This is a genomic window from Bacillus sp. AK25, assembly GCF_048270685.1.
In the GTDB taxonomy this organism is placed as follows: domain Bacteria; phylum Bacillota; class Bacilli; order Bacillales; family Bacillaceae; genus Bacillus; species Bacillus altitudinis.
Window position 1 is genome coordinate 1271085 of sequence record NZ_JBLUWC010000001.1, and the last position, 19231, is coordinate 1290315.

20 protein-coding genes and 1 riboswitch are annotated in these 19231 nt (G+C 40.0%); of the genes, 15 read left to right on the forward strand and 5 right to left on the reverse strand.

Annotation, left to right across the window (positions count from 1 at the left end):
* The first annotated feature begins 14 nt into the window (after window positions 1-14).
* Both ACNO7B_RS06575 and ACNO7B_RS06580 read left to right on the forward strand, forming a co-directional pair.
* A complete protein-coding gene (locus ACNO7B_RS06575; protein WP_024719646.1) occupies window positions 15-545 on the forward strand; it encodes a 1,2-dihydroxy-3-keto-5-methylthiopentene dioxygenase in 531 nt (176 codons plus the stop codon).
* Between the two features lie 301 nt (window positions 546-846).
* On the forward strand, window positions 847-1089 hold the full coding sequence (locus ACNO7B_RS06580; RefSeq protein WP_008346101.1) for an aspartyl-phosphate phosphatase Spo0E family protein: 243 nt from the start codon (window positions 847-849) through the stop codon (window positions 1087-1089).
* A 52-nt stretch (window positions 1090-1141) separates the two neighbouring features.
* On the opposite strand, the gene ACNO7B_RS06585 is transcribed toward ACNO7B_RS06580, so the two are convergent.
* On the reverse strand, window positions 1142-2641 hold the full coding sequence (locus ACNO7B_RS06585) for an ATP-binding protein (protein ID WP_008346092.1): 1500 nt from the start codon (window positions 2639-2641) through the stop codon (window positions 1142-1144).
* A 204-nt stretch (window positions 2642-2845) separates the two neighbouring features.
* Between ACNO7B_RS06585 and ACNO7B_RS06590 the strand changes: the two genes are divergently transcribed.
* Complete coding sequence (locus tag ACNO7B_RS06590; RefSeq protein ID WP_003211701.1) at window positions 2846-3301, forward strand: MarR family winged helix-turn-helix transcriptional regulator; 456 nt, start codon at window positions 2846-2848, stop codon at window positions 3299-3301.
* A 186-nt stretch (window positions 3302-3487) separates the two neighbouring features.
* Here the strand turns inward: ACNO7B_RS06590 and motB are convergent, their stop codons facing one another.
* The 3 genes from motB to ACNO7B_RS06605 form a co-directional block, all read right to left on the reverse strand.
* Window positions 3488-4252: a flagellar motor protein MotB gene (gene motB / locus ACNO7B_RS06595; RefSeq protein ID WP_017367125.1), complete on the reverse strand. Its 765-nt coding sequence runs from the start codon at window positions 4250-4252 to the stop codon at window positions 3488-3490.
* Window positions 4245-5039 carry a flagellar motor stator protein MotA gene (motA, locus tag ACNO7B_RS06600; RefSeq protein ID WP_008346088.1) on the reverse strand — a complete coding sequence of 265 codons (795 nt, stop codon included), beginning with the start codon at window positions 5037-5039 and terminating at the stop codon, window positions 4245-4247. Before motA ends, motB begins: the two co-directional genes overlap by 8 nt.
* 563 nt (window positions 5040-5602) lie before the next feature.
* Window positions 5603-7708: an AAA family ATPase gene (locus ACNO7B_RS06605; protein ID WP_417901326.1), complete on the reverse strand. Its 2106-nt coding sequence runs from the start codon at window positions 7706-7708 to the stop codon at window positions 5603-5605.
* Window positions 7709-7953: 245 nt separating this feature from the next.
* Between ACNO7B_RS06605 and ACNO7B_RS06610 the strand changes: the two genes are divergently transcribed.
* From ACNO7B_RS06610 to ACNO7B_RS06635, 6 genes are all read left to right on the forward strand, one after another.
* The gene (locus tag ACNO7B_RS06610) at window positions 7954-8997 is read left to right on the forward strand and encodes a hypothetical protein (protein ID WP_410684704.1); all 1044 of its coding nucleotides are present in this window, start codon (window positions 7954-7956) and stop codon (window positions 8995-8997) included.
* 71 nt (window positions 8998-9068) lie between these two features.
* Window positions 9069-9113: riboswitch (PreQ1 riboswitch) on the forward strand.
* A 159-nt stretch (window positions 9114-9272) separates the two neighbouring features.
* Window positions 9273-9929 (forward strand): 7-cyano-7-deazaguanine synthase QueC, encoded by a 657-nt coding sequence (gene queC, locus ACNO7B_RS06615; RefSeq protein WP_008348090.1) that lies wholly within the window; start codon window positions 9273-9275, stop codon window positions 9927-9929.
* On the forward strand, window positions 9930-10370 hold the full coding sequence (gene queD / locus ACNO7B_RS06620) for a 6-carboxytetrahydropterin synthase QueD (RefSeq protein ID WP_366963252.1): 441 nt from the start codon (window positions 9930-9932) through the stop codon (window positions 10368-10370).
* On the forward strand, window positions 10363-11094 hold the full coding sequence (gene queE / locus ACNO7B_RS06625) for a 7-carboxy-7-deazaguanine synthase QueE (protein WP_024719652.1): 732 nt from the start codon (window positions 10363-10365) through the stop codon (window positions 11092-11094). The genes queD and queE overlap by 8 nt, the downstream gene beginning before the upstream one ends.
* A gap of 15 nt (window positions 11095-11109) precedes the next feature.
* Complete coding sequence (queF, locus tag ACNO7B_RS06630; protein ID WP_003211403.1) at window positions 11110-11607, forward strand: preQ(1) synthase; 498 nt, start codon at window positions 11110-11112, stop codon at window positions 11605-11607.
* Window positions 11608-11865: 258 nt separating this feature from the next.
* Window positions 11866-12084: a hypothetical protein gene (locus ACNO7B_RS06635; RefSeq protein ID WP_025207245.1), complete on the forward strand. Its 219-nt coding sequence runs from the start codon at window positions 11866-11868 to the stop codon at window positions 12082-12084.
* 124 nt (window positions 12085-12208) lie between these two features.
* Here ACNO7B_RS06635 and ACNO7B_RS06640 read toward each other — a convergent pair whose 3' ends face one another.
* Window positions 12209-12397 (reverse strand): YkvS family protein, encoded by a 189-nt coding sequence (locus tag ACNO7B_RS06640; RefSeq protein ID WP_003211747.1) that lies wholly within the window; start codon window positions 12395-12397, stop codon window positions 12209-12211.
* Between the two features lie 167 nt (window positions 12398-12564).
* Between ACNO7B_RS06640 and ACNO7B_RS06645 the strand changes: the two genes are divergently transcribed.
* The 6 genes from ACNO7B_RS06645 (at window position 12565) to ACNO7B_RS06670 (ending at window position 19110) form a co-directional block, all read left to right on the forward strand.
* A complete protein-coding gene (locus tag ACNO7B_RS06645; RefSeq protein WP_008348081.1) occupies window positions 12565-12759 on the forward strand; it encodes a hypothetical protein in 195 nt (64 codons plus the stop codon).
* Window positions 12760-13065: 306 nt separating this feature from the next.
* Window positions 13066-13725: a cell wall hydrolase gene (locus ACNO7B_RS06650; RefSeq protein WP_417901327.1), complete on the forward strand. Its 660-nt coding sequence runs from the start codon at window positions 13066-13068 to the stop codon at window positions 13723-13725.
* Between the two features lie 113 nt (window positions 13726-13838).
* Window positions 13839-15155, forward strand: a complete 1317-nt coding sequence (locus tag ACNO7B_RS06655) for a polysaccharide biosynthesis protein (RefSeq protein ID WP_417901328.1) — start codon at window positions 13839-13841, stop codon at window positions 15153-15155.
* A 54-nt stretch (window positions 15156-15209) separates the two neighbouring features.
* Window positions 15210-15698 carry an endospore biogenesis thiol-disulfide oxidoreductase StoA gene (stoA, locus tag ACNO7B_RS06660; protein WP_060781633.1) on the forward strand — a complete coding sequence of 163 codons (489 nt, stop codon included), beginning with the start codon at window positions 15210-15212 and terminating at the stop codon, window positions 15696-15698.
* A gap of 294 nt (window positions 15699-15992) precedes the next feature.
* On the forward strand, window positions 15993-17912 hold the full coding sequence (locus tag ACNO7B_RS06665; RefSeq protein WP_417901329.1) for a heavy metal translocating P-type ATPase: 1920 nt from the start codon (window positions 15993-15995) through the stop codon (window positions 17910-17912).
* Between the two features lie 103 nt (window positions 17913-18015).
* Window positions 18016-19110, forward strand: a complete 1095-nt coding sequence (locus ACNO7B_RS06670) for a M24 family metallopeptidase (RefSeq protein WP_060781014.1) — start codon at window positions 18016-18018, stop codon at window positions 19108-19110.
* Window positions 19111-19231 lie beyond the last annotated feature (121 nt).

A 19231-nucleotide genomic window follows, 5' to 3' on the forward strand; every position in this document is an offset into this window, starting at 1 on the left:
AGGAGGAAACACACATGGCGACCATTTACATTCATAATGAAGAGAACACGTTACTTGAGAACGAACAAGAGGTCCAGGCGTATTTAGAACAGCAAGGGGTCATTTATGAACATTGGGATATTGAAAAACTACCAAAACAGTTATCAGAAAAGTACGATTTAACAGATGATGAAAAGGAAGAAATTTTAACTGTGTTTCAAGAGGAAATAAAGAGTATTTCCGAGCGAAGAGGATACAAAGCGCAGGATGTGATTTCATTATCAGATGCGACTCCTAACCTGGATGAACTGCTTCAAAACTTTAAACGTGAGCATCATCATACGGATGATGAAGTCAGATTTATCGTGAGCGGTCATGGAATCTTTGCCATTCAAGGCAAAGACGGCGTCTTTTTTGATGTGAGACTGAATCCAGGTGATTTAATTTCTGTGCCTCCGAATATTCGTCACTACTTTACACTTCAAGAAGATCGTCAAGTCGTCGCCGTTCGCATATTTGTCACAACTGAGGGCTGGGTGCCAATTTACGAAGAAGAAACGGTTTAATAGTGGGAGCTGATCATTTCGCATGAGGCGGAAGATCAGCTTTTTTTTAGGAAAATAGACATAAAATGAGAGAGAAAATAGTTGATTTTGGTCTTCTGCATAGGATAAAATTCTGTTTAATCAATGTGTCAGTCCTGTCCAATTTTGAAGTTTACCCCCAGAATTCATTGGGTAAAAGGTCTTTAGGCTGTAAAAAATTAAATAAAATAAGCATATTTAATTTAATTTACAAATAAAGTATAATTTTGGTGTCGGATCATTTAGAGCGTAGACAGACGAATTCAGAGCGGGAGCTGAGATCATGAATATTTATGTACGGAAAGAACAGCTATTAATGTCAATTGATGAAAAGAGAAGACAAATGGTAGAAGCTGCTCAAGTAGAAGGCTATACAGGTGAGACGACAATTAAATATAGTCAAGAACTGGACAACCTGATGAATGAGTATCAGTATCTTCTTTTTCATGAACAACAATCTGTTGCTTCCTTTCATGATCTTGTATCACAAATGAGTCTCCTTTCTGTCAATCGTCCTTCTTATTGACATCAAAAAAACCGGTCTTGCCATTAGCAAAACCGGCTGAATGTTTCAGCTATTAGTGTGCAGAAGGGAGCATGATGATCACGGTTGTTCCTTTATTCACTTCGCTCTCAATATCGATTGTCCCCCCATACATCGAAATGATCCGTTTACACACAACAAGCCCAAGACCTGTTCCTTTTTCCTTCGACGTAATAAAAGGGAGGAAGATATGTTTCAGCATCTCTTCTGGTATACCTTCACCTGTATCTTTCACTTTTATGATGACCTGTTCTTTTTCAGCCTCAATGACAATCTTCAAATGACCGCCATTTGGCATCGCTTCTAACGAGTTTTTCGCTACATTCAATACCACTTGTTTAATGTGATCCTTCGTGCAATACACGCCAACATCTTGAATGGTATTGATTTGTAAATCAACCTCGACATTATAAAGGTTCGCCTCAGAAAATACAATTGGCATGATCTCGCTCACAATTTCTTTCACAGAATTATTTTGCCACTTTTCAGCCGTTGGTTTTCCTAGCACAAGAAACTCACTGACGATTTGGTTAATCCGTTTAATTTCTTCCTCGATGACAGAAAAATAAAGCTGATCCTCTTCTGAACGATACTTCTTTTGCAAAAGTTGAATAAACCCGCTAATGCCTGTTAATGGATTGCGAATTTCATGCGCTGTACTTGCTGCGAGTGTTCCAATAAGTTCAAGTTTTTGTGCTTCATTTTGGTGGCGTTCCTGCTGGGTTTGTCGTCTTAAAATGATATATTGGACGAGTGTGAATAAGATATTTAAGAGAATAAATGCACTGGATAAAGGAAACAGCATCACAGACAGGACTTCACTTGTTGTCGCACGCTGCGGAAAAACCTCCAGCTTCCAGCTGTTTTCATCTAAATATGTAGACACGGTACTATCACTTTCAGATGCTGGCTGTGGACCACTTGTAAACACGACGTCTCCATTTTGATTCAGCATCTTAAAATGAAGCTCTGGGTTTAATACATTCATAATATTTCTTAAATAATCAATTTGAATCGCAGCGACTAGCACATCCGTGACTTCGTCGTTTTCATTCAAAACAGGGACACAAATGGAGAGAATCCGCTGCTTAGTAATGCGGCTTACATAGTTATCTGTGATGACGGTCTGTTTTGTGACTTGAATACGTTTAAAGTAATCTCTAAATGACAGGTTGATTTTTTCCTTTAATGGTGTGGTGCTGGCTGTGACATTTCCTTTTTGGTCTAGGAGATACAGGCCTGAAAAACGAGGTTCTTGTTTATAGATTTTCTCTAGGATGTTTTGTACTCTTTTCGTTTCAAGCGGCTGGTCAAATCCCATGGCAAGGGAAGTTAATCTTGCTTCTGTTTCACTGATTAAATAATTCATTTGGTTTTTGTGAATATTTAACATAAGTGTAGCGGTTTGTTTGTTTTTTACATCAATTTTCTCAGTTTCTTTTTCGTAGATAAAATAACTAATGATGAGGGTTGGAATCACGACCAAAATAAGGTAAAGCTTGATCTTCTTCCAAAACCCTTTCAGTATACTCATGATTCATCGCTCCAACGTATTACCTAATAGACTTATTATAGCATTGAACCTATCTTTATTACGATGACTTGTGAGATTTTTAAAAAATTAGGTGATTCGTTCTGGTCTCTTTTTCATGCTAAAAATGGTTCAACATGTTGACATTTTACTTATTGTTTATTAATGTCACATTAGTGGGTTGCATTTCATAAAGGATGATAAAAAATGGAAAATCATAATGTTGAGAAATCTTTGAAATTATTTATTGTACTATCACGTGCCTATCGCTCCATTAATCACCACATGAACAAACATATTGTGAAGCACGGTCTGAATCCGACTGAATTTGCTGTATTAGAATTGCTGTATCATAAAGGTGATCAGCCGCTTCAGCAAATAGGTGATAAGATCTTACTCGCAAGCGGAAGCATCACGTATGTGGTTGATAAATTGGAGAAAAAAGAACTCCTTAGCCGGAAAGCTTGTGCAGAAGACCGCAGGGTGACATTTGCACATATTACGGAGCAGGGAAGAGCTTTGCTTGATGACATCTTCCCAGATCATGCAAAAGAGATTCACGAGATGATCAGTGTGCTTAGTGAAGAGGAAAAGGATGCCTGCATCGATATGCTCAAACATGTAGGGCTGCGTGCCAAGCATTTATATGATCATAAAGAATAAACACATAAAAAAGGAAGCCGTTGGCTTCCTTTTTAGTATGTAGACTAATCCTCGCATATGGTGTCAGTCCTGCGCACCGATAAACGACAAGCGCTTTCAATCGCGCTCATAAGAAAAACAAAGGACTAAAATAAACATCATTTTAGCCCTTTGTCATGATCTGAAAGGAAGCTGCTGGCTTCCTATTTATTTTGCTTTTTTCTCAATTGGCAAAATAAGAACTTCGACGCGTCTGTTTTTACTTCTGCCTTCAGCGGTATCGTTAGAGGCAATCGGTTTAAATTCACCGTAACCTTTTGTGCTAAAGTTCTCTTGGTCTAGGTTGCTGTTTTCAAGGAGAATATTTAAAAAGTTGACCGCACGAATGGCGCTTAAATACCAGTTGGATTCAAATTCAGAATTCCGAATCGGAACGTTATCTGTATGTCCGCTAATAACGATATCACGAGCAGGGTTAATGACGAGCAGCTTTGATATTTCTTTGGCTAACGGAACATCCTGCGAGCGGATCACCGCTCGCCCAGAATCAAAGAAGATGCTGTCTTCAATTGTAATAAGCAGACCTTCATCCGTCAGCTTTGTTTCAAGCTTCGAACCAAGTTTTTTATCCGCAATGAATGAATCTACTTGCTTTTTAACCTTTGTTAATACCGCTTGGTCACGAGCTTTCGCTTTTGCTTCTTCTTCATCTTCTGCTGATTTTTTGGTTTGATTGCTGTTTTCTGTTTCTTCGGTGCTCTGCATGCTTGATTGGTCCATTACGCCAGTGCCGCCAGTAAAGACAACATTAAACGATTTAGCCATCTGTTCATATTTTGCCGCATCAATGGAGCTAGATGCAAACAGCACAATGAAGAGGGCGAGAAGAAGCGTAAGAAGATCGGCGTAAGGGATCAGCCAAGACTCATCTACATGGTCTTCATGATCATGTTTTTTACGTTTCCTAGCCATTCTGTTTTTCTCCTTCTTCAATGACAAGATTTGCACGTTCTTTTGCTGGTAAGTACATCAGAAGTTTTTGCTCAATGACCTTTGGAGACTGGCCTTCAAGGACAGAAAGGATCCCTTCAATCATAATGAGACGAAGCTTTACTTCTTCCTTTGATTTACGCTTCAGCTTGTTGGCAAATGGATGCCACAACACATACCCTGTAAAAATCCCTAGCAGTGTGGCGACGAAGGCAGCACTAATTGCATGTCCAAGTGCTTCAATGTCTCCCATGTTTGCAAGTGCGGCAATAAGTCCGACAACGGCACCAAGTACCCCTAGAGTCGGAGCGTATGTACCAGCTTGTGTAAAGATTAATGCGCCTGACTGATGTCTCTCCGACATGGCATCGACTTCTTCTGTTAAGACGTCACGAATAAATTCAGCACTTTGACCGTCAACCGCCATGCTTAAGCCGTTCTTTAGAAAATCGTCATCGACTTCCTCAAGATTTGCCTCTAATGCCAAAAGACCTTCACGACGAGCAATTTGTGCCCAGTTTGAAAATAGAGGAATCATTTCTTGTATCGTTGGAAGCTTGCTATCTTTGAAAATTTTGCCGAATAATTTTGGTGTCTTCTTAATTTCACTAGATGGGAAGGCAATGACAACAGCTGAAATTGTCCCAACCACAATGATCAATATAGCCGCCGGGTTGATAAGAGCGGTTAGACTCACACCTTTCAAAACCATACCGACACTCAGTGCAATAAATGCTAAAATAATACCAATTAACGATGTTTTGTCCATTATCTCACCAAATCCTTTAACTATCTTTTTCTATAGTTAATATCGGTGTCTTCTAGAAGGGTTTTAGTCAGAATATAAAATTAAGACATTTTATGTGAAGAAATTTTGACGAAAGCGCTTTCTGGAAGCCGTAAAAAAAGAAACTCCCTCATATAAAAGGGAGTTTTCAGCGTGTAGACAAACCCTCGGATTCTTTGTCAGTCCTGCATGCTGGTGCTCACGAATGTTACATTCGCTCCGCGCCAGTACTCGTCCTTCCTAGGGCTGCAAAGGTTTTCTATCACGCTGAAAAGAAGACAAAGGGCTAAAATAAAGTTCATTTTAGCTCTTTGTCAACAATCTGGAAACTTCATCTTTTTTGAGCTGTTTCATCTAAGAGCAATTCTTTTAATTTTTCTTCATGTATGATTTTGATCAAATCGTAGTTCCAATTGATCATGTGATCCATGTGATCCACCTCTTTTTCTTTTATCGTAAAGGAAAAGAGGCGGGGGAGCGTCGGCGCTCAGATGGAATTTAGACACTGCCACATGATGGAGCTGAAGATCCTCCTTAGGATGTACTTAGCTCTTTTTCACAACAATTTCGTCATGTTCAACATCGACTGTAAATCCAGTAAGTTGTTCTTCTTCAAGCAAGATGTCCGTCATTTGATCTTCAACATGCTCTTGAATCGTTCTTCGTAACGGACGAGCCCCAAATGCTGGATGATAACCAAGTTCACCGATTTTTTCTTTCGCTTCGTTTGTGACGTGAACAGTTAGATTTTGTTCTTTTAATTGCTCTGACAAATCTTTGAGCAGAAGATCCACAATTTTGACTAAATCGTCTTTATCTAATGAATCAAACTGAATGATGCTGTCAAAACGGTTCAAGAATTCCGGTTTGAAATAAGCGCTCAGTGAATCAATCAATGATTGTTCTTCGATGGCTTCTTCTTGTTCAGACTGGAATCCGACTTTGACTGCTTTTTTATCTGTGCTGCCAGCGTTACTTGTCATAATGATAACTGTGTCTTTAAAGCTGACGGTTCTGCCTTGACTGTCTGTTAGACGGCCATCTTCCATGATTTGAAGGAACATATGCTGGACATCAGGGTGCGCTTTTTCGATTTCATCGAGCAAAATGATGCTGTATGGTTTTCTGCGAACCTTTTCCGTGAGCTGTCCGGCTTCATCATGTCCAACGTAACCAGGAGGAGAACCGATGATTTTGGACACGGAGTGTTTCTCCATGTACTCACTCATATCTAAACGAATGATCGCTTCTTTTGAGCCAAATAATTCTTCCGCTAATGTTTTAGACAATTCGGTTTTCCCGACGCCTGTTGGCCCAACGAAAAGGAAGGAGCCAGTTGGTCTGTGTTTTGATTTTAAGCCGGCTCTGCTTCTTTTTACGGCTTTCGCCACTTTTTCAACCGCATGTTCCTGACCAATGACGCGGGCTTTTAAGCGGACATCAATTTCTTTCATTTTTGTTTGTTCGTCTGCTTGCAGTTTGCCGACAGGGATACCTGTTTTTTGTTCTACAATTGACTGAATGTCCTCAGCTGTGACGACATGTTCTTTGACATTTGTTTTGTTTTGCAATCTCGCTTCAATCGCTTCTTCTTCGTCTCGAAGCTTCGCTGCTTTTTCATATCGTTCTTCATTTAAAGCAGCTTGTTTTTCAGCGGCGATTTGCGCAAGACGGTTTGTTAATTCATCTTCACTTGCTGCATCAATGGAGAGATTCGCTTTTGAACCTGCTTCATCCATTAAATCAATGGCTTTATCTGGCAAGTGGCGGTCTTGAATATACCGCGAAGATAATTGAACACACGCTTTAATGGCTTCGTCAGAATAGGTGACGCCATGATAGGCTTCATACTTATCTTGAATGCCTTTTAATATCTCGAATGCTTCATCTTGTGTTGGCTCATCAACGATGACGGGCTGGAACCTGCGTTCAAGGGCAGCATCTTTTTCAATCTGGCGATACTCTTTTAATGTTGTTGCGCCTACTAGCTGCAATTCCCCTCGAGCTAGAGCTGGTTTCAAAATGTTTCCGGCATCCATTGACCCTTCGGCAGAACCTGCGCCTACAAGAAGATGAATTTCATCAACGAATAAGATGATATTTTTACGGCTTTGCAATTCTTTGATTAATTGCTTCATCCGTTCCTCAAATTGACCACGTATACCTGTGTTTGCCACAAGTGAAGAGACATCTAATAAATAAACTTGTTTGTTCTTTAATTTATTTGGTACATCTCCATGTGCAATTTTTAGTGCTAGTCCTTCGGCTATGGCCGTTTTACCAACACCAGGTTCACCAATGAGGACAGGATTGTTTTTATTTCTTCTATTTAAAATCTCAATGACTCTTGTGACTTCTTCATCACGGCCAATGACAGGATCGATTAAACCAGCATGTGCGCCATCCGTTAAGTTCCGGCCAAGCTCGTCTAATAAGCCTTTTTGTTTAGGCTGCTCTTGGCTCGTCGCATGTCCTGCTTGCTCAGAGAAGAATGAGCTGCCTCCGAAAAGGTTAGGACCCATTTTCATTTTTGACTGTTCCATCAAAGAGGTATAGCAGTCTTCACATAAAACCATTTGGCTACGGGACGAATTTACTTGCATATTCAGGCGAATAGTTGCTTCATTTACTTGACAATGTTGACAAAGCATGAGCCATGACCTCCTTAAAATAAAGTTTGACTTTATTTGACCAATAAATGTTAAATAAAATGGTCTGTTGTTTGACCATCTTTGACTATAGTATACTCTGACCTATTTTGACTTTCAACTGTTTTGCTCATCGCTGAATGAAAAATCCTTTTTTGCATTTAATCATGGTTTGTCCTTCTTTTCAAGAAACTTGTCTCATAGGATAAAAAAGAGACAATCGAAAGTGATGGGTGCGGAGGGGTCATATGAAACGTTCAAATGAATCCGCTTTTCAGCTTGCCTTTGTATATGTAGGAACAGTGGTTGGAGCTGGGTTTGCGACAGGAAAAGAAATCGTAGAATTTTTTGTTCGTTTTGGCTGGATTGGATTGATCGGGATTTTGATTAGCGGTGTTATTTTTACCGGCCTTGGCGCAAAAATGATGCTGATTTCCAAACGAATTGAAGCGGAGTCTTATCAAGATATGAATCGGTTTTTATTTGGAGCTGCTGCGAGTCGATATATTAACATCGTCATGTTTTTTATATTACTAGGTGTTACGTCAGTGATGATTTCTGGCGCAGGCGCTATTTTTGAAGAACAACTTGGCATCTCAAAAGAATATGGTATTTGTTTAACGATTATTTTAAGTGTTATTGTCCTTTTTAAAGGGTCAAAAGGGTTATTTGGTGTCAATGTACTTGTCGTTCCAATGCTGATTTTCTTTTCGCTTATTGTGTTTCTAGACTCATTTGTGTTTAGTAGCGGTGAAAGCCACGTTCTGGGGCTGCAAATGGGAGAGGGCGAATGGATGTTGTCTGCGATTTCATATGGTGCATTTAATTTAGCGTTGTCTCAAGCTGTATTAGTGCCGGTCGCAAACGAAATGACATCCGAAGCCGTGATCAAAAAAGGAGCGGTGCTTGGGGGACTAATGCTGACACTCATTCTGCTCGCCTGCTTTTTATCCCTTTCTTCATTAGAAATGCTGGAGGCGTATGATATTCCGATGGCCCAAGTGGTGTATCAAGTCGCAAACTCCATTCATCTCATCTATTTATTCGTGATCTTCGGTGAAGTCTTTACATCCGTTATAGGGAATTTATACGGTCTCGAAAGACAGGTGAGGGCGTATATCCGATTGAACAGTACGTATACGATATCCTTTATTCTGCTTTGCTGTTATGTGATCAGTAAAATTGGATACGGCACACTCATTTCAACGGTTTACCCTGTTTTTGGCTATGTCAGTATCTTTTTTATCCTCTTTCTTTGTCTGAAAAAAGTGCCTGCATCAGGTGATAAGTAAAGAAGGGATAGCTTGTACACCAATTATGTGGTACACTATCCTCTGTGAAAATTGAACAAAAATCCGTGAAAACGGGAGAGGTTCTAGCAAAACCCTCTATAAAAAACTAAGGACTTGCCGTATCCTTGGATGTGGCATTTTTTATTTTTTATGGCTGGGACACCTCATACACATGTAAAGGTGTCTTTTCTTTTGAGAAAAATAGGGGTTTTCATGAACCTTTCAGATGCAGCTTTGTGCGGTGGTACGGGGCTGCAAAAGGAGGAAAAGGAAAAATGAAAAATGAAAAAGCGGTCGTTGTCTTTAGCGGGGGACAGGACAGTACGACATGTTTACTATGGGCACTTCAACAATTTAAAGAGGTTGAAACGGTAACCTTTCATTATAATCAGCGTCATCAAGAAGAAATTGATGTCGCCAAAAGAATTGCTGACAAGCTAGGTGTGAAAAATCATCTATTAGATATGTCTCTTTTAAATCAGCTTGCACCCAATGCCTTAACAAGAGATGACATTGATATTGAAGAAAAAGAAGGAGAACTGCCTTCCACATTTGTTCCAGGGAGAAACTTAGTTTTCTTATCCTTTGCATCCATTCTTGCGTATCAAATTGGAGCACGTCATATTATCACGGGTGTGTGCGAGACAGACTTTAGCGGGTACCCAGATTGCCGAGATGAGTTTGTGAAATCTTGTAACGTCACGGTGAATTTGGCAATGGAAAAACCATTTGTCATCCATACGCCGCTCATGTGGCTGAATAAAGCTGAAACGTGGAAGCTGGCTGATGAACTGAATGCGCTAGATTTTGTGAAAAATGAAACGCTCACTTGCTATAATGGCATCATTTCTGATGGCTGCGGGGAATGTCCTGCATGTAAGCTTCGGAAAAATGGCTATGACACTTATATGGACATGAAGGAGGCGAACTAAATGCTTTCTCAAATCTATCCACAGACGAATCATCCATTTTCGTTTGAATTAAATAAAGATATGCATGTATCGGCAGCACACTTTATCCCAAGAGAAGATGCTGGCGCCTGCAGCCGTGTACATGGTCATACGTACACCATCAATATAACCATTGCTGGAGATGACCTAGATGAATCCGGTTTCCTTGTCAATTTTAGTACATTGAAAAAACTTATTCATGGTAAATATGATCACACGCTGCTCAATGATCATGAGGAATTCTCCTCAACCGATCCATACGCGATGCCTACTACAGAGGTTGTGGCAAAGACAGTCCATGACAAAGTCGCAGCATATTTATCGACTTTAGCGAACAAACCAGTATGTGTTCAAGTTTTTGTCAGAGAGACACCAACAAGCTACTGCATTTACCGTCCGAAACGAGTTGAGCTCAATGACTAAAGCGATTCCTGTCTTAGAAATCTTTGGTCCAACCATTCAAGGAGAAGGAATGGTCATTGGCCAAAAAACCATGTTTGTCAGAACGGCTGGCTGTGACTACTCTTGCAGCTGGTGTGATTCATCTTTTACATGGGATGGATCAGCGAAGCATGATATTCAGTGGCTTCAGGCAGAGGACATTGTAAAAGAGCTGAAGAGAATAGGTGGAAAGGCATTTTCTCATGTCACCATTTCAGGTGGGAATCCTGCGCTTTTGAAACAAATGGAATCACTTATTGATTTATTGCATGAAGAAGGAATTGATACGGCGCTTGAAACGCAGGGAACGATGTATCAAGATTGGTTTTTGAAGATAGATGATTTAACGATTTCTCCAAAACCACCAAGTTCAAATATGAAAACAGATTTTACGAAACTTACACGTATCATAGATGAATTGAAAAATGGAAACAGATTGCAACATGCAAGCCTGAAGGTCGTCATCTTTGATGATCTTGATCTAGCCTATGCAAAGGATGTCCATGCGAAATACCCAGAACTTCCTTTTTATTTGCAAGTTGGAAATGATGATACAACAACAGCTGATGATGCGTACTTATTAACGCACTTATTAAAGAAATACGAAATGCTTGTAGATCAAGTAGCGCAAGATCCTGATTTGAATCGTGTGAGAGTCTTACCACAGCTGCACACGCTATTGTGGGGAAATAAACGAGGCGTATAGAAAGGAAGAAACAAAATGACGACAAGAAAACCAGAAGAATTAGAAGGTGTCACTTTACTAGGAAATCAGGGGACCAATTACTTGTTTGACTATGCACCACAAGTGCTTGAAACGTTCCCGAATAAACATACGAATAGAGATTATTTTGTGAAATTCAACTGCCCAGAATTCACATCACTTTGCCCGCAAACAGGGCAGCCAGATTTTGCGACCGTGTATATCAGCTACATCCCAAATGAAATCATGGTCGAAAGTAAATCATTAAAATTATATTTGTTCAGCTTCCGTAACCACGGTGATTTCCATGAGGATTGTATGAATATTATCATGAACGACCTCATTGAATTAATGGACCCAAGATATATCGAAGTATGGGGCAAATTTACACCAAGAGGCGGTATTTCAATTGATCCGTATACGAACTACGGAAAACCTGGGACAAAGTATGAAGAGATGGCATCGTATCGTATGATGAATCACGATATGTATCCAGAAACGATTGATAATCGCTAATAAATAAGAAAAGACATGTGGATGACATGTCTTTTTTTATGGAATAGATTATGATGGCACATAAAAAAAGAGAAGAGTCATGTCACTCTTCTCATACCAATAGGAATAGAACTTGCTAGGACGGCTGGGGGCTACCAGCTCGTATGTATAGTATACACGACAGAACGTATGTTTGTAAAGGTGTATCGTGCTTTTATTCTTCATATATTTACTTTAAGATAAAATTGAAACGAGCGAATGAAAATGGAGGCGTTTGTGTTGGCAAACAAAGAAGACAAAACAGAGAAGCTGCTAATGGAATTAAGGGAAGAGCTTCAGGTGCTTGAACATCAAAACAAAGAACGATATAAATGGAGTGCCTCCACATTACTTGGAGTGATCGCCCTTTTAATTGATAAAGGCGTGATAACACCTGAAGAAGTTGATATGTACAAAACAAAAGCGGAAATGCAAACCTTTCACGCGCAAAAAGACTGACGCCACTTTATATGGTTGTCAGCCTTTTTCATATGTGATGGTCAAAAGAGAACAGAGCTGTCACACGAGTCAGCTTTGCTGTGTATATCTTTATGTAACGGTAGTCTGAATTGAGGATTGCAAATTAATGTACGGAGTCTTTGATGATTTTATAGTTTTTATGATTAACGACTGTTAGTGAATCCAGTTCTAAATCTCTATAGTTGTCCATAATAGTGACATCCACAATAACAGAGTTTTCATTCACTTTTTCAACTACACCTGTTAAACCATTTCTAAATTCGATCACATTCCCAATTTTTGCAATCTTCAACCGATCCCTCTCCTTTAAAAACAGATTTCATTCCCTATTAAAAAGTATTTTGCAATATTTTCATACCAATGTAAAGGATAAAGACGTTTTTCTTTCGTTTTCGTTGTACGCTTTGAAAACGAATGGTATATTTAATATTTGATCAAGGCTGAAAAGGAGCGGTTTTTTTGACTGAAGAACACATCAACACAATACTAGAATCATTACGGAATGGAACTGAAAAACAAGTGACCATTCAAAAGGATGATTTTTTAACATTTCGTTCTGTATTGGTCAATCAAGATGATTTTAAACATTTTCGCGGAATCGCCAAGCATGGTGGAGATGTTATTTTTGAATATCTTAAAGAAGCAAGAAGCTAAAGCTTTTTCTCATGAATGAGAAAAAGCTTTTTATTTTGGTTCTTTTGTCACACTTCAAACCAGCTTGATACATATGAAAAGAAAATGTAATAACCCATAATCAGGAGCATAAGGATGATTATAGGCTAAAAAGAGACTATATTAAACGCTTACATTACCAGTTCGTGCGTATTTCAACTAGGACATGCCATTTAATGACGGAATTTGGACAGGCATGAAAATCTTTGTGCGTGAAAATAGAAGAAGCTCTTGTTAGAGTGGACAAGTATCTTACGGCCTACATTAATTAAGGGAGGAATGAGGCGAATGATCAAAATTCATACAGCTCTTTTTGCCATCCTTATGCTCATCTCAGCGATCAAGATGGACAATATACAAGAGCAAGAAGGCACATTAAGTCAGAAACTTGAACAAGCACCTGTAAAGCATCAGCTTTCATATATAGATCAAGATGAAAAGCATACCGTGATCCCAGCGTTTTCAGAGGAGAAACATCAGCCGAAAGTGAAAATGCTAAGCACTTCAACAGAGGAGAAGGCATCAAAACCGAAGCCGAAGCCGAAGCAAAAGGAAACGGCAAAGACAGCAAGCTCAAGAAATCAATCACACTATTCTAATGAAGAAATGGACTTGCTTTCTCGGTTGGTACATGCCGAAGCAAAAGGTGAATCTTACGCCGGGAAAAAAGCGGTAGCAAGCGTCGTCTTAAACCGAGTGGAACACCGCTCTTTTCCTGACAGTGTCAGAGGCGTGATTTATCAGCGAAATGCCTTCCAGCCCGTATCAAATGGAAGTATCAATGATAAGGCAGACCAGGATTCCGTAAAAGCTGTGAAGCAGGTTGTCAAAGAAGATGACAGAACAACAAAGGCGATTTATTTTTATAATCCAAAAACGGCGACAGATAACTGGATTCGTTCTCGTAAAATTGTAGAACGCATTGGCCGTCATGTGTTTGCAGTGTAAAGAAAAGCAGCGATCAATCAGTCGCTGTTTTTTTGTCTTCAATTATTAAAATATTTTCAGGACTTGTCTCATAGAATGTGAAAAGAATTTGCTTTTAGACAAGGGGAGGCTACATGAATCGATTTGTAAAAGGGGTCATTCTGCTATCTGTCGCAGCTTTCATTGCTGAGTGTATCGAGTTTTTAGTCAATATGATTTTAGCGAGAGAGCTTGGAGAACATGGAATGGGTTTATATATGAGCATCCTTCCCATCATCATGCTTGTGCTTGTGATCGCCAGCTTAGAGCTGCCAGTCTCCATTTCAAAATTCATTGCAGAGTCGCATGAGCGGCTTCATAAAAGTATGCTTCGCCATGCATTTAAAATGACGCTTGTGGTGACATGCACCACAACGGCAATAGCAGCCATTGTACTGCCTTTCATTTCTGTATTTCAATCGTATCATCCGCTGATGAAGGGCTTGGTTCTGTCACTCATTCCAATCATCGCATTTACTTCCATTGCACGCGGCTATTTTATGGGCAAGCAGCAAATGGGCAGAATTGCTCTAGCCAATATGCTGAAAAAAACGATTCAGCTAATCTGTTTGTTCTTGTTTTTTCATTGGTATTCGTTTGATATTGAAACAGCAGTGCTTATCGCGATTGGTGTGATTGTTGCAAGTGATCTCGTCGTCTTTATCTATTTATATTCCCAATACGTCATGGCAAAAAATGCTGTGAATGTCAGATCGGTTGAGTTAAGAGGGATTGACGTCAGAAAACGTTTGTTAGCAGTCTCCATTCCGACAACAGGTATGCGTATCTTTCATGCCATTGCCAATGCGATTGAACCGTTTTTAATCAAAGGAGCCCTCGTTGCAGCGGGCATTTCTGGTACGCTTGCTGTTGATCATTACGGAATGCTTGCTGGCGTAGCGATGTCGATTGGTTTTTTTCCGGCGTTTATCGCTCATTCCATTATGATTGTGATGATACCGAATGTATCAGAAGCCTATGCCTTGGGGCAGTATGATCTCGTGAAAAAACGTGTCAGACAAGCGATTCTCATTACGTTTGGATACGGGGTGCCAGCCGTGATGATCATGTATTATTTCGCTTATCCGCTCACGCAGCTCTTTTTTGACTCACCTCAAGCAGCCGTCTACTTGCAGCTGCTATGGCCATACTTCTTATGCCACTTGTTCGTGATGCCGTTTCAAGCGTGCTTAATTGGTATGGGTCTTATTAAAGATGTGTTCCTACATAATATATGGGTGCACGTGGTGTCGTTCTCTATGGTGTATTTTCTAGGATCCATCGAATCCTTAAATATGATGGGCGTTATCTTAGGAATGAACACGGGGATGCTGCTATTAACGGCTTTGCATTATGCGACGATTTGCAAGGAACTCGGCGTCTCCATGTTTCTTACATTGAAAAAAGCTTGAATGTCATGTGCAGCTAGCGGGCAAGCTATAGGAAAATCAGGAAGGAAGATGCTGATGAATCGTAAATATCTACCCGCCAGTCTTCTCGTGATGACCCTTCTTTTATTTCTGATGAACATAGAGGCTGAAGCAAAAGAGCCTGTCATGGCGCCGAGGATAGAAGCTCCTACATTAACAGGTGAAACGCAGGTGATCCCGGTGAAAGGGAAGCGGACCATTCTGCATTTTTGGACAACGTGGTGCCCATCCTGCAAAATGGAGCTTCCAGCCTTTGAACAGATTGTGAAAGAAAATCAAAGTGATGTAGACATACTGACTGTGAATTTACTTGGTGCTGAGCAAAGCAAGCATGCTGTTGCCCAATTTGTGAAAGACAGAAAGTTTACATTTCCGATCGTTCTCGATGAACACGGCGAAATGATGAAGAAATACCAAATCATGACGATCCCGACGACCTTTTTCATCAATGAAAAGGGTGAAGTGGTCAAAAACCATGTAGGTCCGCTGACGAAAAAACAAATCAAAGAGTGGACAAATTCATAGAACACAAGCTTTCTGTAAGAACCAATGGTCGATCCGTTGGTTCTTTTTTGTGTTCAATCACCTTTCAGATGAATAAAATGTGCTCAGAAAGAGGAAGGAATATCGGATGCTAATAATGATAATTATTATCAAGAAGAAATTATAATAATTATTAATTGAAAATTGATCAGAACCTGTTATAATGAGTTACAGACCTATAAAAAGCTTGAAATAGCAGAAAATATAGATGATAAACGGAACGGGCAACGATTGATAATGTGAAAATCATTATCAATTAGAGAGGAGAAAGTAATCATGAATGAGAATACAGTACTTTATCAAACGACAGATCAAAAGGGATCCAACTCGCTCTTTCATAAATGGGCACAGCACGGAGAATTAATCGCAGCAGGCATTTCGGGGATTCTCATCTTGATTGGATGGTTTCTAAAGGATGAAACGATGTGGAGTATTCCTCTTTTCATTCTTGCTTTTGTTATTGGTGGTTTTGCAAAGGCAAAGGAAGGAATTGAAGAAACCATTTCATCCAAGACATTAAATGTAGAACTTTTAATGATATTTGCTGCGATAGGCTCAGCGATCATTGGCTACTGGGCAGAGGGCGCCATTTTAATTTTTATTTTTTCGCTCAGCGGTGCGCTAGAAACGTATACGTCAAATAAAAGTAAAAAAGACTTAACGGCTTTAATGAGTATCGCTCCAGATGAAGCCACTTTAATTGAAGAAGATGGCACCACCATCCAAATCGCTGCTTCTTCACTTACGCCAGGCGACCGTATTTTAATCAAAGCGGGCGAACGAATTGCAGCAGATGGTGTGATCATGAGCGGAAGAACAAGTGTAGACGAATCTGCCTTAACGGGTGAATCGGTGCCTCAGGAAAAAGGGCAAGGGGAAGATGTGTTTGCAGGAACAGTGAATTTAAATGGTTCATTAACAGTAGAAGTAACAAAACATAATGAAGAAACACTTTTTCATAAAATCATTAAGCTGGTGGAATCTGCACAAGAAAGTGTATCGCCAAGCCAAGCGTTTATTGAAAAATTTGAAGGTGCATATGTAAAAGGTGTGCTCATCACTGTAGCGATTTTAATGTTCCTGCCTCATTTTGTACTTGGCTGGAGCATGAGTGAAACGTTTTACCGTGCGATGGTGTTTATGGTGGTTGCTTCGCCTTGTGCACTTGTTGCCTCAATTATGCCAGCAGCTCTTTCACTCATCTCAAACGGTGCAAGAAACGGTATGCTTGTAAAAGGAAGTGTCTTTTTAGAAAAACTGGGCACAAGTACGATGATTGCATTTGATAAAACGGGTACGATTACAAGTGGAAAACCAGCTGTTGAAAAAGTGGTCTTGGCAAAAGGGCAAGATGAATCGACCTTTTATCAAGCGCTCTATCAAATTGAAAGTCAGTCAAATCATCCATTAGCTAAAGCCATTTCTGATATGGCAAAAGAACATCATACAGAGCGGACAGCCCACGTAACCATTGAAGAAACATCAGGTTTTGGTGTGGAAGCACAATTAAATGAGGACACATGGCGGATTGGGAAGAAAGATTTTGCCGGAAAAGCTTCAATGGATCGTGACATTGAAGAGAATGGTGATGTTCTTTCATCCAAAGGCTATACAGTTGTCTATGTTCAAAAGAATCAAGAAGTTGTCGGCTGTCTAGGTTTGAAGGATCAAATCAGACCTGAAGCTAAAAAAATGATTCAGGAGCTGAATGATTTAGGCATCCAAACCGTCATGCTCACAGGGGATCAGCAAAAAACAGCCGAAGCGATTGCAGAGGAAGCAGGCATCCAAACCGTTGTCGCTGAATGTCTTCCAGATGAAAAGGTACACGAAGTCAATCAACTGAAAAAACAAGGTGATTCGATCATTATGGTCGGAGATGGAATCAATGATGCACCTGCACTCGCCACAGCAGATGTTGGCGTCGCAATGGGCGGAGGCACAGATGTTGCTTTAGAAACAGCAGACCTCATTTTAATGAAAAATAACTTAAACAATCTGACAAAGATGATCCGTCTTTCAAGAAAGATGAACCGAATCATTAAACAAAACATCATCTTTTCATTAACAGTTATTTGTTTGTTAATCTGTGCGAATTTCTTACAAGTTCTTGATTTACCTTTTGGTGTCATTGGGCATGAAGGCAGTACGATTTTGGTTATTTTAAACGGACTTCGTTTGCTTCGTGCTTCTTAAGCAAATCCAAAAGCGCACTGGCTTTAGGTCAGTGCGCTTTTGTGCGAAATATAGTGAAAACTGATACAATAGATCAGTAGTCAAACGTGTGAGGAGGATCACGATGAATCGAATGAAAAACTTGTCTTCTTGGCTTAAGAAAAAAGACATTCAAGGTGCATTTATACATACAAAGGAGAATGTATTCTATCTATCTGGATACTTCACAGAGCCGCATGAAAGAGTGATGGGGCTGTTTGTTTTTCAGGAAGCAGATCCATTTTTCATTTTGCCTAAGATGGAAGTTGAGCAAGCAAAAAATGCGGGATGGGCTGGAGATCTCATTGGATATGAAGACCATGAAAACCCCTTTGATTTCATACAAAAGGCACTAGGAAAACGAGGAGTAAAAGCGACTCGCCTAGCGATTGAAAAAGAATCCATTCCTTTGCAAAGAGCAGAGCAGCTTCAAGCTGTCACTGGGGCAGAAACATTCGTCCGGGCAGAAGATGTGCTCAATCAGCTAAGACTAATTAAAGACGAAGCTGAAATTGAAACATTGAAAAAAGCTGCTCAATTGGCAGACGAAGGCGTCAAAATTGGGGTACATGCCCTAAAAGAAGGGGTGACGGAAACCGAAGTTCTTGCTGTCATCGAATATGAACTGAAGAAAAAAGGCATTCAGGGCATGTCCTTTTCAACCATGGTACTATTCGGAGAAAAATCAGGAGAACCTCATGGAAATCCGGGGCAGGCAGCCTTGAAAAAAGGTGATTTTGTTTTATTTGACCTTGGCGTGATTGTGGATGGCTATTGTTCAGATATTACAAGAACCTTCATCTATCAAGAAGCGTCTGAACAACAAAAGGATATTTACAACACCGTCTTGAAAGCCGAATTGGCAGCACTTGATATGAGCCAGCCGGGTGTGAGAATTGGTGACCTTGACTTAAAAGCAAGAGGGTTGATCGCAGAAGCAGGGTATGGCGAATACTTCCCGCATCGTCTAGGGCATGGACTCGGGGTTTCTGTTCATGAGTTCCCTTCTATGAGTCAAGCAAATGATGACCTTCTAAAAGAAGGGATGGTCTATACGATCGAGCCGGGTATTTATGTACCAGGAGTCGGCGGGGTTAGAATTGAAGACGATGTTCTCATTACAAAAGATGGCCCAGTCACCTTAACCAATTATCCAAAAGAGTTGACGATCATCAAGTAATGAAAAAAATCACGATGAACGTCCAAGTATTGGGAGCGTCATCGTGATTTTTTTGTCACTCTTTGCGATCCTTATCAACAAAAAAATCATCAATTGATTGAAACGGCTTGATTTTATGTTC

Bases quoted from the DNA above. Each gene is read 5' to 3' on its own strand.
- ACNO7B_RS06575 (WP_024719646.1), top strand. From the start codon at position 15: ATGGCGACCATTTACATTCATAATGAAGAGAACACGTTACTTGAGAAC.
- ACNO7B_RS06580 (WP_008346101.1), top strand. From the start codon at position 847: ATGAATATTTATGTACGGAAAGAACAGCTATTAATGTCAATTGATGAA.
- ACNO7B_RS06585 (WP_008346092.1), bottom strand. From the start codon at position 2,641: ATGAGTATACTGAAAGGGTTTTGGAAGAAGATCAAGCTTTACCTTATT.
- ACNO7B_RS06590 (WP_003211701.1), top strand. From the start codon at position 2,846: ATGGAAAATCATAATGTTGAGAAATCTTTGAAATTATTTATTGTACTA.
- motB (WP_017367125.1), bottom strand. From the start codon at position 4,252: ATGGCTAGGAAACGTAAAAAACATGATCATGAAGACCATGTAGATGAG.
- motA (WP_008346088.1), bottom strand. From the start codon at position 5,039: ATGGACAAAACATCGTTAATTGGTATTATTTTAGCATTTATTGCACTG.
- ACNO7B_RS06605 (WP_417901326.1), bottom strand. From the start codon at position 7,708: ATGCTTTGTCAACATTGTCAAGTAAATGAAGCAACTATTCGCCTGAAT.
- ACNO7B_RS06610 (WP_410684704.1), top strand. From the start codon at position 7,954: ATGAAACGTTCAAATGAATCCGCTTTTCAGCTTGCCTTTGTATATGTA.
- queC (WP_008348090.1), top strand. From the start codon at position 9,273: ATGAAAAATGAAAAAGCGGTCGTTGTCTTTAGCGGGGGACAGGACAGT.
- queD (WP_366963252.1), top strand. From the start codon at position 9,930: ATGCTTTCTCAAATCTATCCACAGACGAATCATCCATTTTCGTTTGAA.
- queE (WP_024719652.1), top strand. From the start codon at position 10,363: ATGACTAAAGCGATTCCTGTCTTAGAAATCTTTGGTCCAACCATTCAA.
- queF (WP_003211403.1), top strand. From the start codon at position 11,110: ATGACGACAAGAAAACCAGAAGAATTAGAAGGTGTCACTTTACTAGGA.
- ACNO7B_RS06650 (WP_417901327.1), top strand. From the start codon at position 13,066: ATGATCAAAATTCATACAGCTCTTTTTGCCATCCTTATGCTCATCTCA.
- ACNO7B_RS06655 (WP_417901328.1), top strand. From the start codon at position 13,839: ATGAATCGATTTGTAAAAGGGGTCATTCTGCTATCTGTCGCAGCTTTC.
- stoA (WP_060781633.1), top strand. From the start codon at position 15,210: ATGAATCGTAAATATCTACCCGCCAGTCTTCTCGTGATGACCCTTCTT.
- ACNO7B_RS06665 (WP_417901329.1), top strand. From the start codon at position 15,993: ATGAATGAGAATACAGTACTTTATCAAACGACAGATCAAAAGGGATCC.
- ACNO7B_RS06670 (WP_060781014.1), top strand. From the start codon at position 18,016: ATGAATCGAATGAAAAACTTGTCTTCTTGGCTTAAGAAAAAAGACATT.